Annotated in this window: 14 protein-coding genes; 4 read left to right on the forward strand and 10 right to left on the reverse strand. The window is 58.8% G+C overall.

What is annotated here, in order from left to right:
* Position 1 precedes the first annotated feature (1 nt).
* The 8 genes from JN12_RS15815 to JN12_RS15850 form a co-directional block, all read right to left on the reverse strand.
* Positions 2–3577 (reverse strand): nitrate reductase subunit alpha, encoded by a 3576-nt coding sequence (locus JN12_RS15815; protein WP_145024498.1) that lies wholly within the window; start codon positions 3575–3577, stop codon positions 2–4.
* The gene (locus JN12_RS15820; RefSeq protein ID WP_145024500.1) at positions 3577–4359 is read right to left on the reverse strand and encodes a c-type cytochrome; all 783 of its coding nucleotides are present in this window, start codon (positions 4357–4359) and stop codon (positions 3577–3579) included. The genes JN12_RS15815 and JN12_RS15820 overlap by 1 nt, the downstream gene beginning before the upstream one ends.
* A gap of 301 nt (positions 4360–4660) precedes the next feature.
* Entirely contained in the window at positions 4661–5623 is a 963-nt protein-coding gene (locus tag JN12_RS15825) for a 4Fe-4S binding protein (protein WP_145024502.1), read from the reverse strand.
* 41 nt (positions 5624–5664) lie between these two features.
* Positions 5665–6360 (reverse strand): hypothetical protein, encoded by a 696-nt coding sequence (locus tag JN12_RS15830; protein WP_145024504.1) that lies wholly within the window; start codon positions 6358–6360, stop codon positions 5665–5667.
* A gap of 32 nt (positions 6361–6392) precedes the next feature.
* Positions 6393–6908 carry an HPP family protein gene (locus JN12_RS15835; RefSeq protein WP_281287741.1) on the reverse strand — a complete coding sequence of 172 codons (516 nt, stop codon included), beginning with the start codon at positions 6906–6908 and terminating at the stop codon, positions 6393–6395.
* Between the two features lie 134 nt (positions 6909–7042).
* Positions 7043–8491: an ammonia-forming cytochrome c nitrite reductase subunit c552 gene (locus tag JN12_RS15840; RefSeq protein WP_145024508.1), complete on the reverse strand. Its 1449-nt coding sequence runs from the start codon at positions 8489–8491 to the stop codon at positions 7043–7045.
* 428 nt (positions 8492–8919) lie between these two features.
* A complete protein-coding gene (locus JN12_RS15845; protein WP_145024510.1) occupies positions 8920–9489 on the reverse strand; it encodes a hypothetical protein in 570 nt (189 codons plus the stop codon).
* Between the two features lie 384 nt (positions 9490–9873).
* Positions 9874–10890 (reverse strand): cytochrome c3 family protein, encoded by a 1017-nt coding sequence (locus JN12_RS15850; protein WP_145024512.1) that lies wholly within the window; start codon positions 10888–10890, stop codon positions 9874–9876.
* A gap of 112 nt (positions 10891–11002) precedes the next feature.
* Here JN12_RS15850 and JN12_RS15855 point away from each other — a divergent pair, with 112 nt between their 5' ends.
* On the forward strand, positions 11003–11548 hold the full coding sequence (locus tag JN12_RS15855) for a DUF4124 domain-containing protein (protein ID WP_145024514.1): 546 nt from the start codon (positions 11003–11005) through the stop codon (positions 11546–11548).
* Between the two features lie 2 nt (positions 11549–11550).
* On the opposite strand, the gene JN12_RS15860 is transcribed toward JN12_RS15855, so the two are convergent.
* Together JN12_RS15860 and JN12_RS15865 are read right to left on the reverse strand one after the other, a co-directional pair.
* On the reverse strand, positions 11551–12087 hold the full coding sequence (locus tag JN12_RS15860) for a tetratricopeptide repeat protein (RefSeq protein ID WP_145024516.1): 537 nt from the start codon (positions 12085–12087) through the stop codon (positions 11551–11553).
* A complete protein-coding gene (locus JN12_RS15865; protein ID WP_145024518.1) occupies positions 12084–13412 on the reverse strand; it encodes a GGDEF domain-containing protein in 1329 nt (442 codons plus the stop codon). Before JN12_RS15865 ends, JN12_RS15860 begins: the two co-directional genes overlap by 4 nt.
* Positions 13413–13559: 147 nt before the next feature.
* Between JN12_RS15865 and nadC the strand changes: the two genes are divergently transcribed.
* From nadC to JN12_RS15880, 3 genes are all read left to right on the forward strand, one after another.
* Positions 13560–14390 carry a carboxylating nicotinate-nucleotide diphosphorylase gene (nadC, locus tag JN12_RS15870; RefSeq protein WP_145024519.1) on the forward strand — a complete coding sequence of 277 codons (831 nt, stop codon included), beginning with the start codon at positions 13560–13562 and terminating at the stop codon, positions 14388–14390.
* Positions 14387–15403, forward strand: a complete 1017-nt coding sequence (locus JN12_RS15875; protein ID WP_145024520.1) for a biotin--[acetyl-CoA-carboxylase] ligase — start codon at positions 14387–14389, stop codon at positions 15401–15403. Before nadC ends, JN12_RS15875 begins: the two co-directional genes overlap by 4 nt.
* A gap of 112 nt (positions 15404–15515) precedes the next feature.
* On the forward strand, positions 15516–16286 hold the full coding sequence (locus tag JN12_RS15880; RefSeq protein WP_145024522.1) for a type III pantothenate kinase: 771 nt from the start codon (positions 15516–15518) through the stop codon (positions 16284–16286).
* The last annotated feature ends 3 nt before the right edge of the window (positions 16287–16289 follow it).

A 16289-nucleotide genomic window follows, 5' to 3' on the forward strand; every position in this document is an offset into this window, starting at 1 on the left:
CTCACCCCCTCAGCTTTCTGACAACCACGTAGCAGTCCCGGTTGACGCCGGTCGGTCCCCAGTAGTTGAAGTAGTAGCTGAACTGGGCGTAGCCGCCGAGCATCAGCGTCGGTTTCAGGCGGATACGGGACAGGCTGTTGTGGACCCCGCCCCGCTTGCCGCTCTTTTTCGATGTCTTGATGTTGAGGGTCCGCTCCGGCGCATGGTACATGATCGCCGAGCCGCGCGGTATCCGGGACGAGACGATGGATCGGCAGACAACGACGCCGTTGGCGTTGAATACCTCGATTGCCTCGTTGTCCTCGATGCCGGCGCTCATGGCGTCCTCGTGATTGAGCCAGACCGTCTGGCCGCCGCGGGAGAGGGTGAGCATGCGCAGGTTGTCGCTGTAGGTGGAGTGGATGCTCCATTTGCCGTGGGGGGTGAGGAAATTGAGGATCAGCCCGGTTTCGCCGTCGGTCTCGTCCAGAACCGCCGGGTCGAGTTTCCCCTTGAAGGTGGGGAGCCCTTCCTGGAACTCCCGGTAGTAGGGATGGTCCAGATAGAGCGATTGCCGGCCGGAGAGGGTGCGCCACGGTACGCCATGCTCCACGTTGAGGGTGTAGGGGGCATAGGGTCGCCCCTCGTTGACCAGCCCGCTCCAGACCGGCGTGCTGATGAAACGGCGCGGTTTCTGGGTGATCTCCTCCCAGGTGATCCGGAAGTTCCGGTCGCCGGCAGAGATCTGGGAGAGCGGCTTGCCGACCCGTTTCTCCAGGTTTTGGTAGGCGCGAAAGGCCAGTTCGCCGTTGGTTTCCGGGGCAAAGGCCAGGATCACGTCGGCGACGTTCCTCTCGTCCTCCAGGTCGATGCAGGTCTTTCCGGCCCAGGAGCGGGTCGGCATCTCCTTGAGGAGCTTTTCGTGGACATCCTCCGCCTCCCAGCTGACGCCGTGGGCATGGAGGTGGCCGATGCCGGGCCCAAGGGACATGAAGCGGTTGTAGAGGTTCACGTAATCCCGCTCGACGATGGGGAGGTTCGGCATGGTCTTGCCCGGGATCGGCTCGCATTCTCCCAGTTTCCAGTCCTTCACCTGCCGCTGGGCTATCTCGCCCGGCGTGTCGTGCATGAGCGGCGCCGCGATGATGTCCTGGAACGGTTCGGGGAAATGTTTCGCTGCCAGCTCACTGACCTTTTTTGCGATCCGGCTGAAGATCTGCCAGTCGGACTTGGACTCCCACGCCGGCGGCACGGCGGCATCCAGGCAGTTGACGAACGAATGCATGTCGGTGGTGTTCAGGTCGGATTTTTCGTACCAGGTGGCGGCCGGCAGGACGATGTCGGAGTACAGGGTGGAGGTGTCCATCCGGAAGTTGAGATCCACCACCAGGTCCATCTTCGCCTCGGGCGCTTGATCGTGCCAGACGATATCCTTGACCTGTCCTTTGGCGGCCTCCCTGGCGGTGAAGCTCGCGTTGGGGGCGCCGATCACATGTTTGAGGAAGAACTCGTGCCCCTTGGCACTGGCCGAAATGGCGTTGCCGCGCCAGATGAACCAGACCTTGGGGGAGTTCCCGGCCCCGTCCGGGTCCTCGATGGCGAAACGGGTCTCGCCGCTCTTGAGGCGGGCGACCAGCCAGGCGCGGATCTCGTCGTCGCTGGTCGCCCCTGCTGCCTTGGCGGCGGCCACCAGGTTCAGGGTGTTGTCGTTGAAATGGGGGGAGAAGGGGAGCCAGCCCAGCCGCACCGCCTTAGCGTTGAAGTCGGCGGTGTGGAGCGGCATCTTTTCGCCGGTCTCCGGCTTGAAGTAGTCGACGAAACTCCGGTCGTAGCGCCACTGGTCGGAATGCATGTACCAGAAGCTCGGGGTGTTCTGCAGCCGCGACGCCTTGGTCCAGTCCTGGGCCATGGCGATGGAGGTCCAGGGGGCGAGCGGCACCACCTTTTCCTGGCCGACGTAGTGGGCCAGCCCGGCGCCGTTGCGGCCGACGCTACCGGTCAGGATCAGGGCGGTGATGGCGGCGCGGTAGATCAGGTCGTTATGGTACCAGTGGTTCGTGCCGGCGCCGGTGATGATCATGTTCCGGCCGCCACTCTGTTCGCCGCTCAACGCCCATTCGCGGGCCATGTTGACGAGGGTGTCGCTGGCGATGCCGGTGTATTTCTCCTGCCATTTCGGGGTGAACGGTTTGTCCGATGCGTAGCTGGTCGGATAATCGCCAGAAAGCCCCCGGGAAACGCCGAACTGGGCCATGAGCAGATCGAACACGGTGGTGACCGTTACCTCGCCGCTCAAGGTCATGATCCTCCGGACCGGGACCTCCCGGACTACGTCGCCGTCCGCCTCGAAGGTGAAGCGGACCTGCCCGGTTTCCCCGCCGAGGAGTGTGAGGCGACAGTCGATATCTTTGCCGTCCACCAGGTCCCGCATGTCCAGGTTCCAGTTCCCTTCTTTCGTGGTCCAGCGGGAACCGAGACTGCCGTGGGGCACCCGTACCTCACCGGCCTGGTCCGCCACGCACAGGGTCCAGTCGGCGTGTTCGAGCCCCGCGCACCGCCCGATCTCGTTTGCCCGGAGGAATTCCCCCTGCTTCCAGACCCCTTCCTTTTCGGAGAGTTTGACGAGAAACGGCAGGTCGGTGTACTTCAGGGCGTACTCGGTGAAGAACGGAACCTGCCGGTTTGCATAGAATTCGGTGAGGATGACGTGGTTCACCGCCATCCAGTAGGCGCCGTCGTGCCCCTGTTCCACCGGCAGCCAGGCATCAGCGAACTTGCTGGCGATGCTGTAGTCGGGAGACATGACCACGACCTTGGCGCCGCGATAACGGGCCTCGACCAGGTAATGGGCGTCGGGGGTCCTGGTCATCGGCACGTTGGAGCCGCACAGGACAATGTAGGAGGCGTTGTACCAGTCGGCCGACTCGTTGACGTCGGTCTGTTCCCCCCACACCTGGGGAGAGGCGGGGGGCAGATCGCAGTACCAGTCGTAGAAGCTCATGGCGACGCCGCCCAGGAGTTGGAGAAAACGGGTGCCGGCCGCGTAGCTGATCATGGACATGGCCGGAATCGGCGAAAAACCGATCACCCGGTCCGGGCCGTGTTTCTTGGCCGTGTAGAGGGTGGAGGCGGCGATCAGCTCCACCACGTCGTCCCACGATGCCCGGCGAAGCCCCCCCATGCCGCGCTTTCTGGTATAGCTCTGCCGCGCCTCCGGGTTCTCGACGATGCTGGCCCACGCCTCCACCGGGTCGTCAAACCGGCTGCGCGCCTCCTGCCAGCGGTCGATGAGCGGCCCGCGCATGTAGGGGTATTTCACCCTGAGCGGGCTGTAGAGATACCAGGAAAAGCTTATCCCCCTGGCGCAGCCGCGCGGCTCGTGGTTGGGGATATCGGCATTGAACTGGGGATAGTCGTTGGCCTGTAGCTCCCAGCCGACGATGCCGTCCTTCACATGGACCATCCAGCTGCAGCCGCCGGTACAGTTGACGCCGTGGGTGCTCCGCACCACCTTGTCGTACTGCCAGCGGTTCCGGTAAAACTCCTCCCAGTCCTGGCCGGCTGGAGCGCTTTCATCTTTGATCCGCTCATGGGACATTACCGTATCCTCCTCTTGTAAAGGGTCAATCCCAGCATAAACAGTACAAACAGGCCGGCACCCGCCAGGGGATAGGCGGATGTGCCCCCCTGTTGCCGGCCGGCTGCGTCCTTGTAAAGGGCGAGAAGCGCCGCCACCTCTTCATCGGTCAACGGCCTGTCCTGATAGATCCGCTTCATGGTGAGGAATTTCAGTGCCTTCAGCGCACCCCTCATCCCTGTCTCCCCCATTTTCCGGTAGGAGACGCCCAGGTTGGCGATGGACAGGTTCCCCCCCGCAATGCCCGGGTAGGTGAGCTGATGACAGGCGACACACGCCGCACCACCGTTGGCCAACCGTTTCCTGCCGGTGAAAAGCGCCTTCCCGTGGGCAATCAACTCCGGCGTTACGACCAATTCCAGCTGTTCCGTTGCCGGCACGGGGACTTTTGCTGCAGTTGCGCCGTCCGCAGCGCCGAGATAGGTGATGATTTTCAACGCGTCGTCATGACCGATACCCAGTTTTGGCATCTCATAGCCGTACTTCTTTACCAGCCCGGCCTGGGCCGGGTCTTTGCGAGCCATCAGTTTGTCCGGTTCCATGATGACCGTTTCCAGCCACTCATGGGTGTGCCTGGCGGTCACTCCCTTGAGATCCGGACCGCCGGAATCGCCACCACCGATGGTGTGGCAGCTCGCGCACTGCCTGTCGAACAGCTCCTTGCCGGCATCGGCCACTGCCAGGGCTGGAAGGACCAATGTCAGGATAAGTAGCAGAGGAACGCTTTTCGGACCATTGCGCATAGGCTTGCCCTCCGGGAAAAAATGATTGGTAAAATATTGTTAACAGCGGTGTTGCTTGGTTTTGGCATCTGTATAGAGTGTAAAAGCATTCTAACAGATAGTTTATAACCTGATTCTATCGGTGCCTTGACGTAAGTCAATAAAGCGCGTTCCCTTGTTATCGGGCACATAATTGATAGATAGCTGGTAACGCTCTTTTTGACGGTGACATAAAAAAGGCGAGAAATTAATTCTCGCCCTTATGTCAATTCATTAACAGGATCATACGGCGCGTTGGCGCCCTTGTCTGTGCTCCGCTTGTCTATGACAGTGATCGCATGTTGCCCACCTGGGTATTGACAATATGGGGAGTGATTGTCTTTTCCGGAACATACCCCGGAAACCGGGTACGCAGGTGGCTGAGAAGAGAGTCAGTGCCTTCCCTGAGGATGATGTCGGCGATTCTGATCCTTCCCAACCCTTCCGCTTTCTCCCGGTACCAGGAGAGAACGGCTTCGAGGAACGGTACCACCATCTCCGCCGGAAGAAAGAGTGCGAATAGGCTCCCCAGTACGGGGTGATGCCCCCCTTTGCCGCCAATCCGGACCAGATAGCCTCTTTTGGCTGTTTTCCAGGCTTCGGTGGGACAGACTTTGACGCAATTACCGCAGTAGATGCATCTTTCGCCGGAAAAGACCGGTATGTTGTCCGCACCCATCTCAATTGCCCCTTCACCGCACGATTTGGCGCAGAGCCCGCAACCGATGCAGCCTTCCCTGGCTAGTTCAGGCCAGATCGCTCCTTGAAAACCAACATCGTTCATGTTCGACTTGAAGCAATCGATGGGACAGCCGGAAAAGCTGACCTTGAACTTGTGGTGGCTGGTTGGAATGCCGAACAGTTTCTCATTGACCTCCAGGGCCGAGGCCTGGGCATCCATCAGTCCGTTCGGGTTGTATTCGCAGCCGCCGCAGGCAGTCGGTACGCGGACGCGTGCTCCACACGAAGCGATCTTTTGCCCCCCCTCGGACAGCTCCTCGACGATCCCGTCGAAATCCTTGAAGTTCACATGGATCATCTCCATTGACTGGCGGACCGAGAGGTGGACAAATTCGACCCCGTATTTTTCCGCAACCGCGGCTATATTTTTCATGCGTGCGATGGGGAGCCGCCCACCGGGCACGCTGAGCCTGACCGTGAACCGGTCCTTGCCCCGTTCCTTGATGAACCCGCCGGTCTTAAGGTTTTCCAGATTGATGGTCGTTGATTCGGTATGTTCTGACATGTCAGCCCCTTTGAGTTGTCGTTATCGAAACAGTTCGAGAGTTACGGCATCCTGCGCATTTTCAGCAGGTCCGAAATCTCCTCCTGCAGTGCGCTCGTATCGAAGTTTGCCGCCAGCAACAACCCGCCCCAGGTCTGTTTTCCGTTTTTCACCTCAAGATGGATCTGTCTGGCCGGTTTGTGTGTCTTGATGGCGATGATCGAAGCGATGATCACCTCCTGGTTGGAGGCCCAATTCTTTCGCATGGCTACCAGCTCGGCGTCGCTGATCAGCTGGTGATCAACCAGGAGGGAGTCAACCACTTCCCGGGCTAGAGACTCACTGGACGCACCGGCAATCAGCTCTTTCGCAAACTGAGGTGAGAGGGATTTTACGCCAATGCCAGAGGTGGCGACGGCATCCTTCCAGCTCTCTTTTGTTTTCCTCTTTTCCAGCAGGGCATCTGCCGAGACCCCTGTCCTGGAAGCCAGCCAGTAGGCTACCCAGAGGTCGTCAGCGGATGTTCCCTTTTGCTTCTTCATCACGATCGTTCTCTTCTCGGCATTCAAGACAAGGGCAAGGAAGGAGTTCTGCGTGGTGGCGAGAAAATAGGGATCGGCCGCCGCTGGACGGGCCGGGTCGTACGAGCGGTCCGTAAAGCAATGGCAGGTGATCGCCGGAATAGCCAGCGCCGGCAGAGGGAGGGCGACCAGGAGGATGAGGGCGAGCAGGCAGGGCTTGGATGATATCGGGAACATAGATTTTTCCTTTTTCAGGGAGAGGTATGGATTCAGAACCAGTGTTTCGGATACCTGCGGTGATAGACCACATTGTTGGTAAAGAGCGCCGTTGTCAGGAGAATCAGTGCCCCGGCCAGAACCGGAACCAGGATGAACCCCGGTCCGGCAGCCCCCTGGACGCCGATCAGGGCGGTGGCACCACCGGGGGGGTGGGTCGTGTGGGTCAGGTTCATCACGAAAATGGCCAACCCGACGGCGACGGCCATGCTCAGCGGGGTGGAGCCGAGGAGGGCGACCACGAGGACCGCCACACCGGCAGAGACCAGGTGGCCGCCAACCAGGTTGCGCGGCTGGGCCATCGGCGACTCCGTGGCACCGAACAGGAGCACCGCCGACGCCCCGAACGAGCCGATCAGCAGTGGGTGGCGGCCAACCAGGGCGGTAGTCTCGAAAATGGCCAGGATACCCAGGGTGCCGCCGAGAAAGCTCCAGACGGCATAGCGCAGCGACAGCGGCGGCCGCGGTCCCCGGAACGGAGCCTTGCAGCGCTGGGGCAGCCTGGTCAATCGTTTATGTATCCCACCGTGTCTACGAATGAGGATTGAAATGCGTCGTTTCATCTGATTGTGCTGTGTGCTCACTTTTTTGTTTCTCATTTGCTCCTCTGGGGGCAGGTTCGCCCTGCCCCCAGAGGTACTGCCTACTTTCCGGCAAAGGGGTCCTTGATCTCATGCTCCGCCTTGAACATAAGTTTCTTTGTGCCCCGGTTGTTCAGGTACTTGGCCAGCTCCAGGTCTACCTTTTTCGGGACCATTACTCCGGCCTTGCTCAGCGCCTGGCGCAGCAGCCCTTCGGCCTTGCCGGCGTGGTTGGCGGCATCGCCAAGGACGCGCAGTGCCTCGCCGGGGTTATGGAAGCCGGTGGAGTTCTCGGCACCGATGAAGACCACCCGGTAGAAGGCCTCTTCATAGTGATCCCGGGCCTGGGCATAGAGTTCGCTGTCTATCTGCCGTCCCGCTGTCCGGGCCGTGTTGGCCATCTCGAACAGTTTGGCCACGGTGGCAGTGGCGTAGCCGGAGCGGATGAATTGGGACATGGTCCGGTCCTGGATGGCGAATATCCGGTTGCGCAGCCACTCGGGTGACTCGGTGTGGCACTGCTGGCAGGCCTTCAGGTCATTTTTAAGCGGGCTCATGATACGGTGGTCCGATACCTTCCCGCTCCCTGCATTGGTGTACGGCATGTGGCAGTCGGCGCAGGTCACACCGGCCTGCCAGTGGACACTGTTGTTGGAGAACAGCTCGAACTCCGGATGCCGGATGAATGCCAGTTTGAATCCGGTGACACTCTGGGTCCACTCGCCGCTTGGCGGGTTGCTGCGGAGCCTTCTGATGATGTTCTCAATGGTGATCCCACCCCACTTGCTCCCCTCCCACGGGAAGAAGACGTCAGTGGACTTCATCTGCGCATCCTTGGGGATGCTGTAGGTGACATGGCACTGGGCACAGACCAGGGTCCGCCTCTCCTGCTGGGTGAGCTTCGCCCCATCGACACCAAGCTTTTCCAGAGCCTTGCCCAGGGTGAAGCCACGGGAGATCTTCAGCGACATGTCCCGGTTGTCGTGGCAGTCGATACAGGCTACGCCAAGGGTCTGGTGCTCCTTGGGGATGGTGGCGAGGACCTCCTTGTACGGCCTGGCAAAGTACTCCTTACCCATCTGCTGTTGCAGGATCGGGGCGTAGGGGGTCTTGCAGGTCAGGCAGGAGCCACCCGCCTTGTAACGCCCCGGGTCCACCTCCAACTGGTCCTGCACCATGAAGAGGTGCCCACGCGGCTCCTTGTATTCGGAGCCAAAGGCCCAGCCGTTGTACAGTAACGCCAGGAAGGGGAATTCATCCAGCTTGTCGGGTCGTTCCTCTCCTTTATCATACCCCCGCTTGTACTTACTCTTCCCGGCCGGGGTCGGCTCGCCGGTTTTCTTCCAGAGTTCGTACTCCACCGGATAGACCTTGCCCCATTGGGTCGGATCTATCGTTCCGTCGGCAATTGGAACTGTTGTTACCGGTTCCGTTTTTTTCGGGACACAGCCGGCGCCGATTGCCACTGTAGCGACCAGCGCCAGTACTACGGCACCTCGAAGTATCTTCATCACCATAATTCTCCTTTCCTGAGAGTTAGCGAACCGCCAGGACTTCGGTCATCCGGTGCCGCAATTGCCGGTGGTAACTCCAGTACTGGCGTGTCGTATCCATGTGAGAAACAGTTGTCAGGAGCTCATGCATCCTCGAGCTAACCGCGAGGTACCACCAATCATATACGATGAAGGTTTTAGGTCTTTGACCCAAGTCAAGACAGGTAATTGCCGTAAGCGCTGGCTTTGGACGGCTGTAGTGTAACCAGATGCTTACGGAGCCGGTTACCGGTGGTGGAAGGTAAGGGGAGGAAATCTGACTGAAGTCAACGATGCTGAGGAGAAGAGTAACGACGGGTTGCTATCTGTGGGAGAAGGAAAGGGCATTTGCGGAATTGTCGGGGAACGGGGAGGGGCAGCGGTGAAGGTCGTTCGCATCTGGCACATCAGGGGAACGTAGCCACCCCGAGTTCACCGCGCCTGTCGGAGAAGACAATTTCCGTTGCCTTGGTATCCGGGGTGCGAAGGTGTTTCAGAACCGCCTGCAGTTCTTCTTCCGAGGCTCCGTCCAGTTTTCGTTTCACAAAATAGAAGGTGTCGGTGATTTTAATGCTGTTATTCCTGTATTCGCCGTAAAAACGGTCAATCCCGTGAATGAGTGCGTCCATGGGCAGCATGGAAAGTCTGTAGCGCTTCAGATCGTTGTACTGCTCATGGCGTACGAAATTGAGCAGGGAGGTGACTTCCCCGGCTGAATAACGCTCTCGCTTGTTGTGGGTCAGGTCGGCGTAATCCGAGTAGCGGGCCAAGCTTATGGTTTTGCTGTCGCCAATATAGCTGGGGACTTGATTGAAGCTGATGTAGTCGGTAGCTGCCATGAAACCGGCCAGGAAGATTTTCTTCGTTGCCTGGTTCCACGATTTCCACATGGATCCGTCCAGGTCGACGGCTGGGGCGGTCGTAACCGTAGCGACAATGAGACAGAAGGCGGCTGAAAATGTAAGAATAGTTTTCATGGTTGGTATTTGTAAATGGTGCGAAGGTTGGATATTGTATACGATACGGTCTTTATTGTCACACTCTAATCTTTTGGTGCAAGTAGAAACTTATTGATACGATTAAGAGCTTGTCCGTAAACAACTGCCGCGAAGAGCGCGCCCGGCTTTGGGGCAGATTTGACTTGGCCGATTGAGCAAAACCGCAGGCATAGCAGGGCTATGTCGAGGATTTTGTGACTGAGGCCGGGGCAAAGATGCTCTGAAGACGGGTTGCGGGATCGCAAAGCTTATTTACGGACAAGCTCTAAGTGTTTACAAAAAAAGTCCCCGCCGGGGGCGAGGACTTTTTCAGTCGTCTGCAGCGGGCCAGTGGCCCGTTCCATTAACGGTTATGTTGCTATGTCACATCTTATGGCATTTTTCGCAGTCGCCGCTAACGGAGAAGGCGTCCTTGCCATTGTGACAGGTACCGCAGGATTTCCCTTTTTCCATATCGCCCATACTGTTTTTCTTGACGCCAGCCTTGAAGGGGAAGACCTTGGTGTGGCAGTCGGCACATTTGTACATCCCCAGATGGATCTCGTGGCTGAAGTTGACGAGTCCCGAATCGGTTTTGAAAGTGACCTGACCGGGCCGGAACCCCTTGTGGCATTTGTCGCACTCGCCGACCACGGTGAAGGCGTCCTTGTCGTTATGGCAGGTACCACACGACTTGCCTTTTTCCATGTCGGTCATGGAAGAGTGTCTGGCGCCGGCCTTGTAGGGGAAGACCCGTGTGTGGCAATCGGGGCATTTAAACATGGCGGTATGAACGGCGTGGCTGAAAAACGCGTCGTTAATCCCCTTGCTCTTGAAAGTAATGTCACGCAGCTTCAGCCCTTTGTGGCACCGGTCGCAGTTGCCTGCCACGGTGAAGGCGCTCTTGCCGTTGTGGCAGGCGCCGCAGGTCCGGCCTTTTTCCATCTGGGCCATGGTGACGGCCTTACCGGTGCCGGTAATCACTTTGCCGTCGTGGCAGCTGCGGCACTTGCCGCCGGTTTTGGCAATATGCACGTTATGGGAGAAGGTGGCGTCGGGAGCACCCTTGACCTTGTAGGTAACATCCTTGGGTTTGCCCTTGTGACAGTGAATGCATTCCTTCTCGTCGCTGACGCTGAACGCCTTGATGCCGGTGTGGCAGGCGCCGCACGACTTGGTTTTTTCCATCTCAGCCATGGTGTAACGCCTGTGCTGTTTCAGGTTGAAAATGGCATTGTGGCAGACCCGGCAGTTGTTGTTATATTTACTTAGATGGAAATCGTGGCTGAAAACGACGGGATTGGCATTCTTGAATTTGAACTCGATTTCCTTGGTCTCCTTGGCCAGGGCCATGGTGGGGAGAAGCAGGGAGAGGAAGACGAAAATCAGGGAACGACGCATAGTTGGTCCACTCCTTTAGCATTGGGCTCATCAATCATTAAAGCCGCGATACTATACACAGCGGGCAGATATGCGTCAAACAAAAACCTTAAAGGTCGGAAGGGGCTAGTTCATGAAAAGCAGGGGTGAGGTGATTGGCGGAATTGTGTTGTTGTTACTTGTGGCAGCATCCGGGTCTGTGCTCGGTCAGACCTACGAGTGGACCGATACCGGCGGCGTGGTGCATTTTACCGACAATCCGGATCTGGTGCCACGGAAATACCGGGAATCCGTTCGGGTCAGAGAGTCGCTACGGGGGACGGTTGAGGAACAGTCACCAAAACAGCAGCCGACACCGGGAACAGTTGCCGAACCACCCAAGGGCGAACTGCTGTATGGGGGGAAGCCGTTTTCCTGGTGGAAGGCGCGTTATCGGGAACTGGCCATAGAACGGCAGGGAGCGGTGGCGCGACTGGAAGAGCTGAAAGGGAAGGACGTTGCGGTTAAACGGAAAAAACTGATCCTGCAGCGGGCCAGCGACCGTCTTGCCGTAAAGGAGGTGCAGGAAAAGATTGCCACCCAGGAGGAACTGCTCAAGTCGATCTATGAAAAGATCGGGACATTGGAAGCGGAAGCTCGCAGGGCCGATGTTCCGCCACGCTGGCGCGAGCAGCCTTGAAGTTAACGGGTTTTCTTCTCCAGTTCGATGTCCAGGTGCTTGAGCTTTTCGATGTTCTGGTGAATTTCTTTGTTTTCCTTGACAAGATTCTGGTTGGTGGCCCGCAGTTCCTTGTTGTCCCGGGTGAGGGCGATGTTGAGGATCTTCAGGGTGCGCGCCTGTTTGCGTGCATCGTCGATGGAGCTGACGTATTCCAGGAGGGGCACTCCCTGTTTGGTCCAGGGGCTCTCCGGGTAATCGCGGATCAGCCGCTCCAGTAGTGCGGTTGTCTGTGATGCGCCGTCCTTGCTGTTTTGGAGTCGAATGACTGCCAGGCGGAAAAGTGCCTCGTCGGTGACGCCGGAAACGCCTGCCTGCCTGGTTATCCCTTCCAGGACCGTGGCGGCCGCATCGAGGTTGCCTTTCTCCAGATGGTCGATTGCCTCTGACAGGCGGCGACTTTCGCTCAGCCGGTTCAGCAGGTTGCCGCCGGAACCGATGGAGGCACAACCGGAGAGGAGAAGAAGCAGTAGGGGGATCGTCAGAAACGTACGTGTCATCGTGGTTGCTTTCGCCGGTTAATGAAGTAGTTGCTGCCAGGTTGGCCCTTGGCGTAGTCCTTTAGTTGGGAGGCGGTCCTGGCAATATCCACTGCTGAGCCGAATTCTCCCTCCAGAGAGACCACGACGGCGATCGAGATGGTCATGAGAGGGAATATCCGTTCAACGCCATAGCGATCCGTTCCTTCGATGGCCCCCCGTGCCACGTCCTCGTCTGAATAGTGCTTGCGGATCTCTGTGTCGAAGGCGGCGATGATCTCCTTGCACACGGCTTCCATGGCCTCGCAGGAGAGGATGATGATGAAGTCGTCCCCCCCCACGTGACCGACGAATGCTTCCTTGTCGCCAAACCGCTTGACCACATCGAAGATCAGCTCTGCCGTGATCTTGATTACCTCGCTGGCCTTGACGTAGCCGTAGCGGTCGTTGTAGGCCTTGAAGTTGTCCAGGTCGCCGTAGCAGACGGCAAAGGGGACTCCATCGTGGAGCCGTTTGGACAGTACTCGCTCTATGGCAATGTTACCCGGCAACCGGGTCAATGGGCTGGCATCGAGGTTGACCTGCTCCAGATCCTTCAACCGCTTGGCCATACGGGTAAAATCGAGGGAGAGATCGCCGATTTCATCGCCCGGCGGGATCTGGGGATCGTAATCGAACTCTCCCTCGGCAATCCGGTGGGTGGCCTTTTTCAGTTTGGCAATGGCCGACGATATGTTGAAGATGGATAACGTCGCCACCAGAATCGACAGTAGAAAACCGGTAAAGGAGAGGATAAGGGTCCAGCGGACGGTGGCCCCTTCTTTCCGGTCGGCTGCTTTCAGTTTTTCGTTCAATCGGATCTGCTCGTTGCCGGCAATGGCATCGAGGGTATTGAGGACCTTGGTAGCGGAATCGCGAAATTGGTTTTCTGCGCTGGATGAGCCTGCCAAGAGTCGGGCCACGTCACTACGAAATGCCTGGTAGAATGAGGTGAGGGCCATTACCTCCTGGTGTGACGCCGCTTCCGGGAAGCTGCGCAGTGTTTCCAGGAAGTCTCTCTCGCGTTTCCTGTACAGATCGACGAACTCGCCGCTCTTCAGGATGGCATACTTGCTCGCGTAACGTTCCTGGGCAATGATCGACTCTCTCAGCTTGTTGACCGTGTCCACGACGGCAAGATCGCGTTTGGCGATCTCCCTGGCGGTCCGGTTCAGGGAGTAGAGTCCCAGGATGGAGAAGATCATTGCTGCCATGATGAAGAGTGTCATGGCAGCATAGCTCGCAACAAGCTTCTGGATCAGGGAGAATCGTTTCCGCGGTATGTTTTTGCTCGTGGCCCTGGACATTGGCGGTCATTCTAGTGGAGCGACGGCTATAAGTCAATGAACAGACTGCCCAAACGGACTGTAAACGGCGCCGGAAGCCCGATTAGCGGTTGCGGGAGGGGGGAAGCTGTGGTATAAAAAAGCTCCAATTTAAACCAAGGAGCACCAATGGGTCCGGTTGACAGCATCATTGAAAACGCCCTGCACGAGGATATTCACACCGGAGACATCACTACCCTGGCGATTGTTGCCGGCTCACGGCCCATGCAGGGGATTTTGAAGGCCAAGGAAGAGCTGGTGCTGGCCGGAGTCGACATTGCAGGCCGGGTCTTTCACCTCCTCGATCCCTCGGTGGCTTTTACTCCCCGGTTTAAGGACGGTGCATCGGTCAAGGCCGGCGAGGTGATTGCCGAAGTGAGCGGCGAGGCAGCTCCGCTTCTGCAGGGGGAGCGGGTGGCGCTGAACCTGTTGCAGCGGATGTGCGGCGTGGCATCGTTGACTGCCCGCTATGTGGCGGCGGTGGCGGGGACCGGCGCGCGGATCGTTGATACCCGCAAGACCACCCCTGGCCTCAGGTTCCTTGACAAATACGCCGTGCGGATCGGGGGTGGCACGAACCACCGGACCGGCCTCTATGACGGCATCCTGATCAAGGAAAACCATATTGCCGCAGCCGGTGGCATCAGCGAGGCGATTCGCCGGACCCGTGCCTATGCCCCCCATACCCTCCGGGTCGAAGTCGAGACCGAGACGCAGGATCAGGTCAACGAGGCGTTGGCTGCCGGCGCCGACATCATCATGCTGGACAATATGGACATTCAGGCCATGACGGAGGCTGTTCGTATCATTGCCGGCCGGGCACTGGTCGAGGCATCGGGCGGGGTGAACCTGGAGACCGTCCGGCGTATCGCCGAAACCGGTGTAGATATTATCTCCGTTGGCGCCCTGACCCATTCGGCCCGGGCCATGGACATCTCCATGCTCCTGGAGGAGGCATGACCAAGGCCTCCCCCAAGAGCGGCCGGTACCCGGAAGGGGGGCTCCACCACGAGATCCTGACAATTTTCCACGGTCGCGGGGAAGGTGAGGTGGTTTCCGGCGAGGAACTGTCCGGTCTCCTGCATATCTCGCGTACCGCCGTCTGGAAACATATCAAGGCGCTGAAAGAGATGGGGTACGCGATCACGGCCGAGCCTTCCCGTGGCTACCGGCTGGCCGGGGCTCCGGACCTGCTGATTCCGGAAGAGGTGGGCCGCGATCTTAGCGTCACCAGGGTCGGTACGCGGATCGTGAGCTTCCGGGAGACGGACTCCACCAACGATGTCGCTTTTCGGCTGGCCGAGGACGGGGCCGAAGAGGGGACGGTCGTCCTGGCGGATGCCCAGACCAGAGGCAAGGGACGCCTGGGGAGGGAATGGGCGTCGCCTCCGGCGGTCAACCTGTACTGTTCCCTGGTCCTCAGACCACCGCTTCCCCCCCATGCCGCACCCCAACTCACGTTCCTTTCCGCTGTAGCCGTGGCCCGGGCCATCGAGGAAAACTCGCACTTGTTACCGCGGATAAAATGGCCCAACGATCTCCTGGTCAATGACCGCAAGGTGGCCGGACTCCTCAACGAGATGAGCGCCGAAACCGATCATGTCAATTTTGTGATCCTCGGTATCGGCGTGAACCTGAACATGGCTGAAGACCAGTTTCCGACCGGGCTCCGCCATCCTGCCACCTCCCTGCTCATCGAGAGCGGTTCCCGGGTTAGTCGGACTGTCTTTGCCCGTTCCCTGCTCAAGTCTCTGGACAGTCTGTACGATACCTACCTGAAGGCCGGGGACGCTCCCATCAGGGAAGAGTGGCTCGCCCGGAGCCGGATGGCAGGGGAGCAGGTGCGGGTGGTTCAGCAGGATGTTGAGCTTACTGGCAGGGTGACCGGCATCGATGGCTTCGGTGCGCTCCTGGTGCGGGACGAGCGGGGAGAGGAACACCGGGTGCTGTCGGGGGATGTGAAGATTCTGTGACTGGTAACTTGTGACTCGTGACTGGTTACAGCAAATCTTTTCGGGTTTTCCAAGTTACGAGTCACCAGTCACCAGTCACCAGTCACGAGTCACCGCCTTTAGGAGGTTTTTCGTGCTTCTAGTTATCGACGTTGGCAACAGCAATATCGTTCTCGGTATTTACGACGAGGAGAGGTTGGTGCATGACTGGCGCATCTCCACCGACAAATCCAAGACCACCGACGAGTATGGTATCCTTATTCACGATCTGTTGCGTCTCTCCGGGATAACACCGGCCGACGTGACCGGGATCATCATTTCGTCGGTGGTGCCGCCGCTTACCTGGGTGCTGGAGCATCTGGCCCAGCAGTATTTCAAAGTCAGGCCGCTGGTGGTGGGACCGGGCATCAAGACCGGCATGCCGATCCAGTACGACAACCCCAAGGAGGTGGGGGCCGACCGTATCGTCAATGCGGTCGCCGCTTTCGAGAAGTACCACCGCTCGCTGATCATTGTCGACTTCGGCACTGCCACCACTTTCGACTATGTGAATGCCCGGGGCGAGTACTGCGGCGGTGCCATTGCGCCGGGGCTGATGATCTCCCTGGAGGCCCTGTTCCAGCGGGCGAGCAAGCTTCCCCGGGTCGAAATCGTCAAGCCGCCGGCGGTTGTTGCCAAGAATACCGTGACCTCCATGCAGGCCGGCATCTTTTACGGCTATGTGGGGCTCGTGAACGAAATCGTCAACCGGATGAAGGCTGAAAACAAGGATGTGCCGCTGGTCATTGCCACCGGCGGCCTGGCAAGCCTCATCCGGCCGGAGTGTAAGGCCATCGATGTCATCGAGGAGTATCTGACCCTGGAGGGTCTGCGCATCCTGTACCACCGCAACCGGGAACACTAACGT

The organism is Geobacter argillaceus, assembly GCF_007830735.1.
Lineage (GTDB): Bacteria > Desulfobacterota > Desulfuromonadia > Geobacterales > DSM-12255 > Geomobilibacter > Geomobilibacter argillaceus.

What these genes read in the sequence shown, in the direction of transcription:
- JN12_RS15815 (WP_145024498.1), bottom strand. Translation starts at nt 3,577, where the DNA reads ATGTCCCATGAGCGGATCAAAGATGAAAGCGCTCCAGCCGGCCAGGAC.
- JN12_RS15820 (WP_145024500.1), bottom strand. Translation starts at nt 4,359, where the DNA reads ATGCGCAATGGTCCGAAAAGCGTTCCTCTGCTACTTATCCTGACATTG.
- JN12_RS15825 (WP_145024502.1), bottom strand. Translation starts at nt 5,623, where the DNA reads ATGTCAGAACATACCGAATCAACGACCATCAATCTGGAAAACCTTAAG.
- JN12_RS15830 (WP_145024504.1), bottom strand. Translation starts at nt 6,360, where the DNA reads ATGTTCCCGATATCATCCAAGCCCTGCCTGCTCGCCCTCATCCTCCTG.
- JN12_RS15840 (WP_145024508.1), bottom strand. Translation starts at nt 8,491, where the DNA reads ATGAAGATACTTCGAGGTGCCGTAGTACTGGCGCTGGTCGCTACAGTG.
- JN12_RS15845 (WP_145024510.1), bottom strand. Translation starts at nt 9,489, where the DNA reads ATGAAAACTATTCTTACATTTTCAGCCGCCTTCTGTCTCATTGTCGCT.
- JN12_RS15850 (WP_145024512.1), bottom strand. Translation starts at nt 10,890, where the DNA reads ATGCGTCGTTCCCTGATTTTCGTCTTCCTCTCCCTGCTTCTCCCCACC.
- JN12_RS15855 (WP_145024514.1), top strand. Translation starts at nt 11,003, where the DNA reads ATGAAAAGCAGGGGTGAGGTGATTGGCGGAATTGTGTTGTTGTTACTT.
- JN12_RS15860 (WP_145024516.1), bottom strand. Translation starts at nt 12,087, where the DNA reads ATGACACGTACGTTTCTGACGATCCCCCTACTGCTTCTTCTCCTCTCC.
- JN12_RS15865 (WP_145024518.1), bottom strand. Translation starts at nt 13,412, where the DNA reads ATGTCCAGGGCCACGAGCAAAAACATACCGCGGAAACGATTCTCCCTG.
- nadC (WP_145024519.1), top strand. Translation starts at nt 13,560, where the DNA reads ATGGGTCCGGTTGACAGCATCATTGAAAACGCCCTGCACGAGGATATT.
- JN12_RS15875 (WP_145024520.1), top strand. Translation starts at nt 14,387, where the DNA reads ATGACCAAGGCCTCCCCCAAGAGCGGCCGGTACCCGGAAGGGGGGCTC.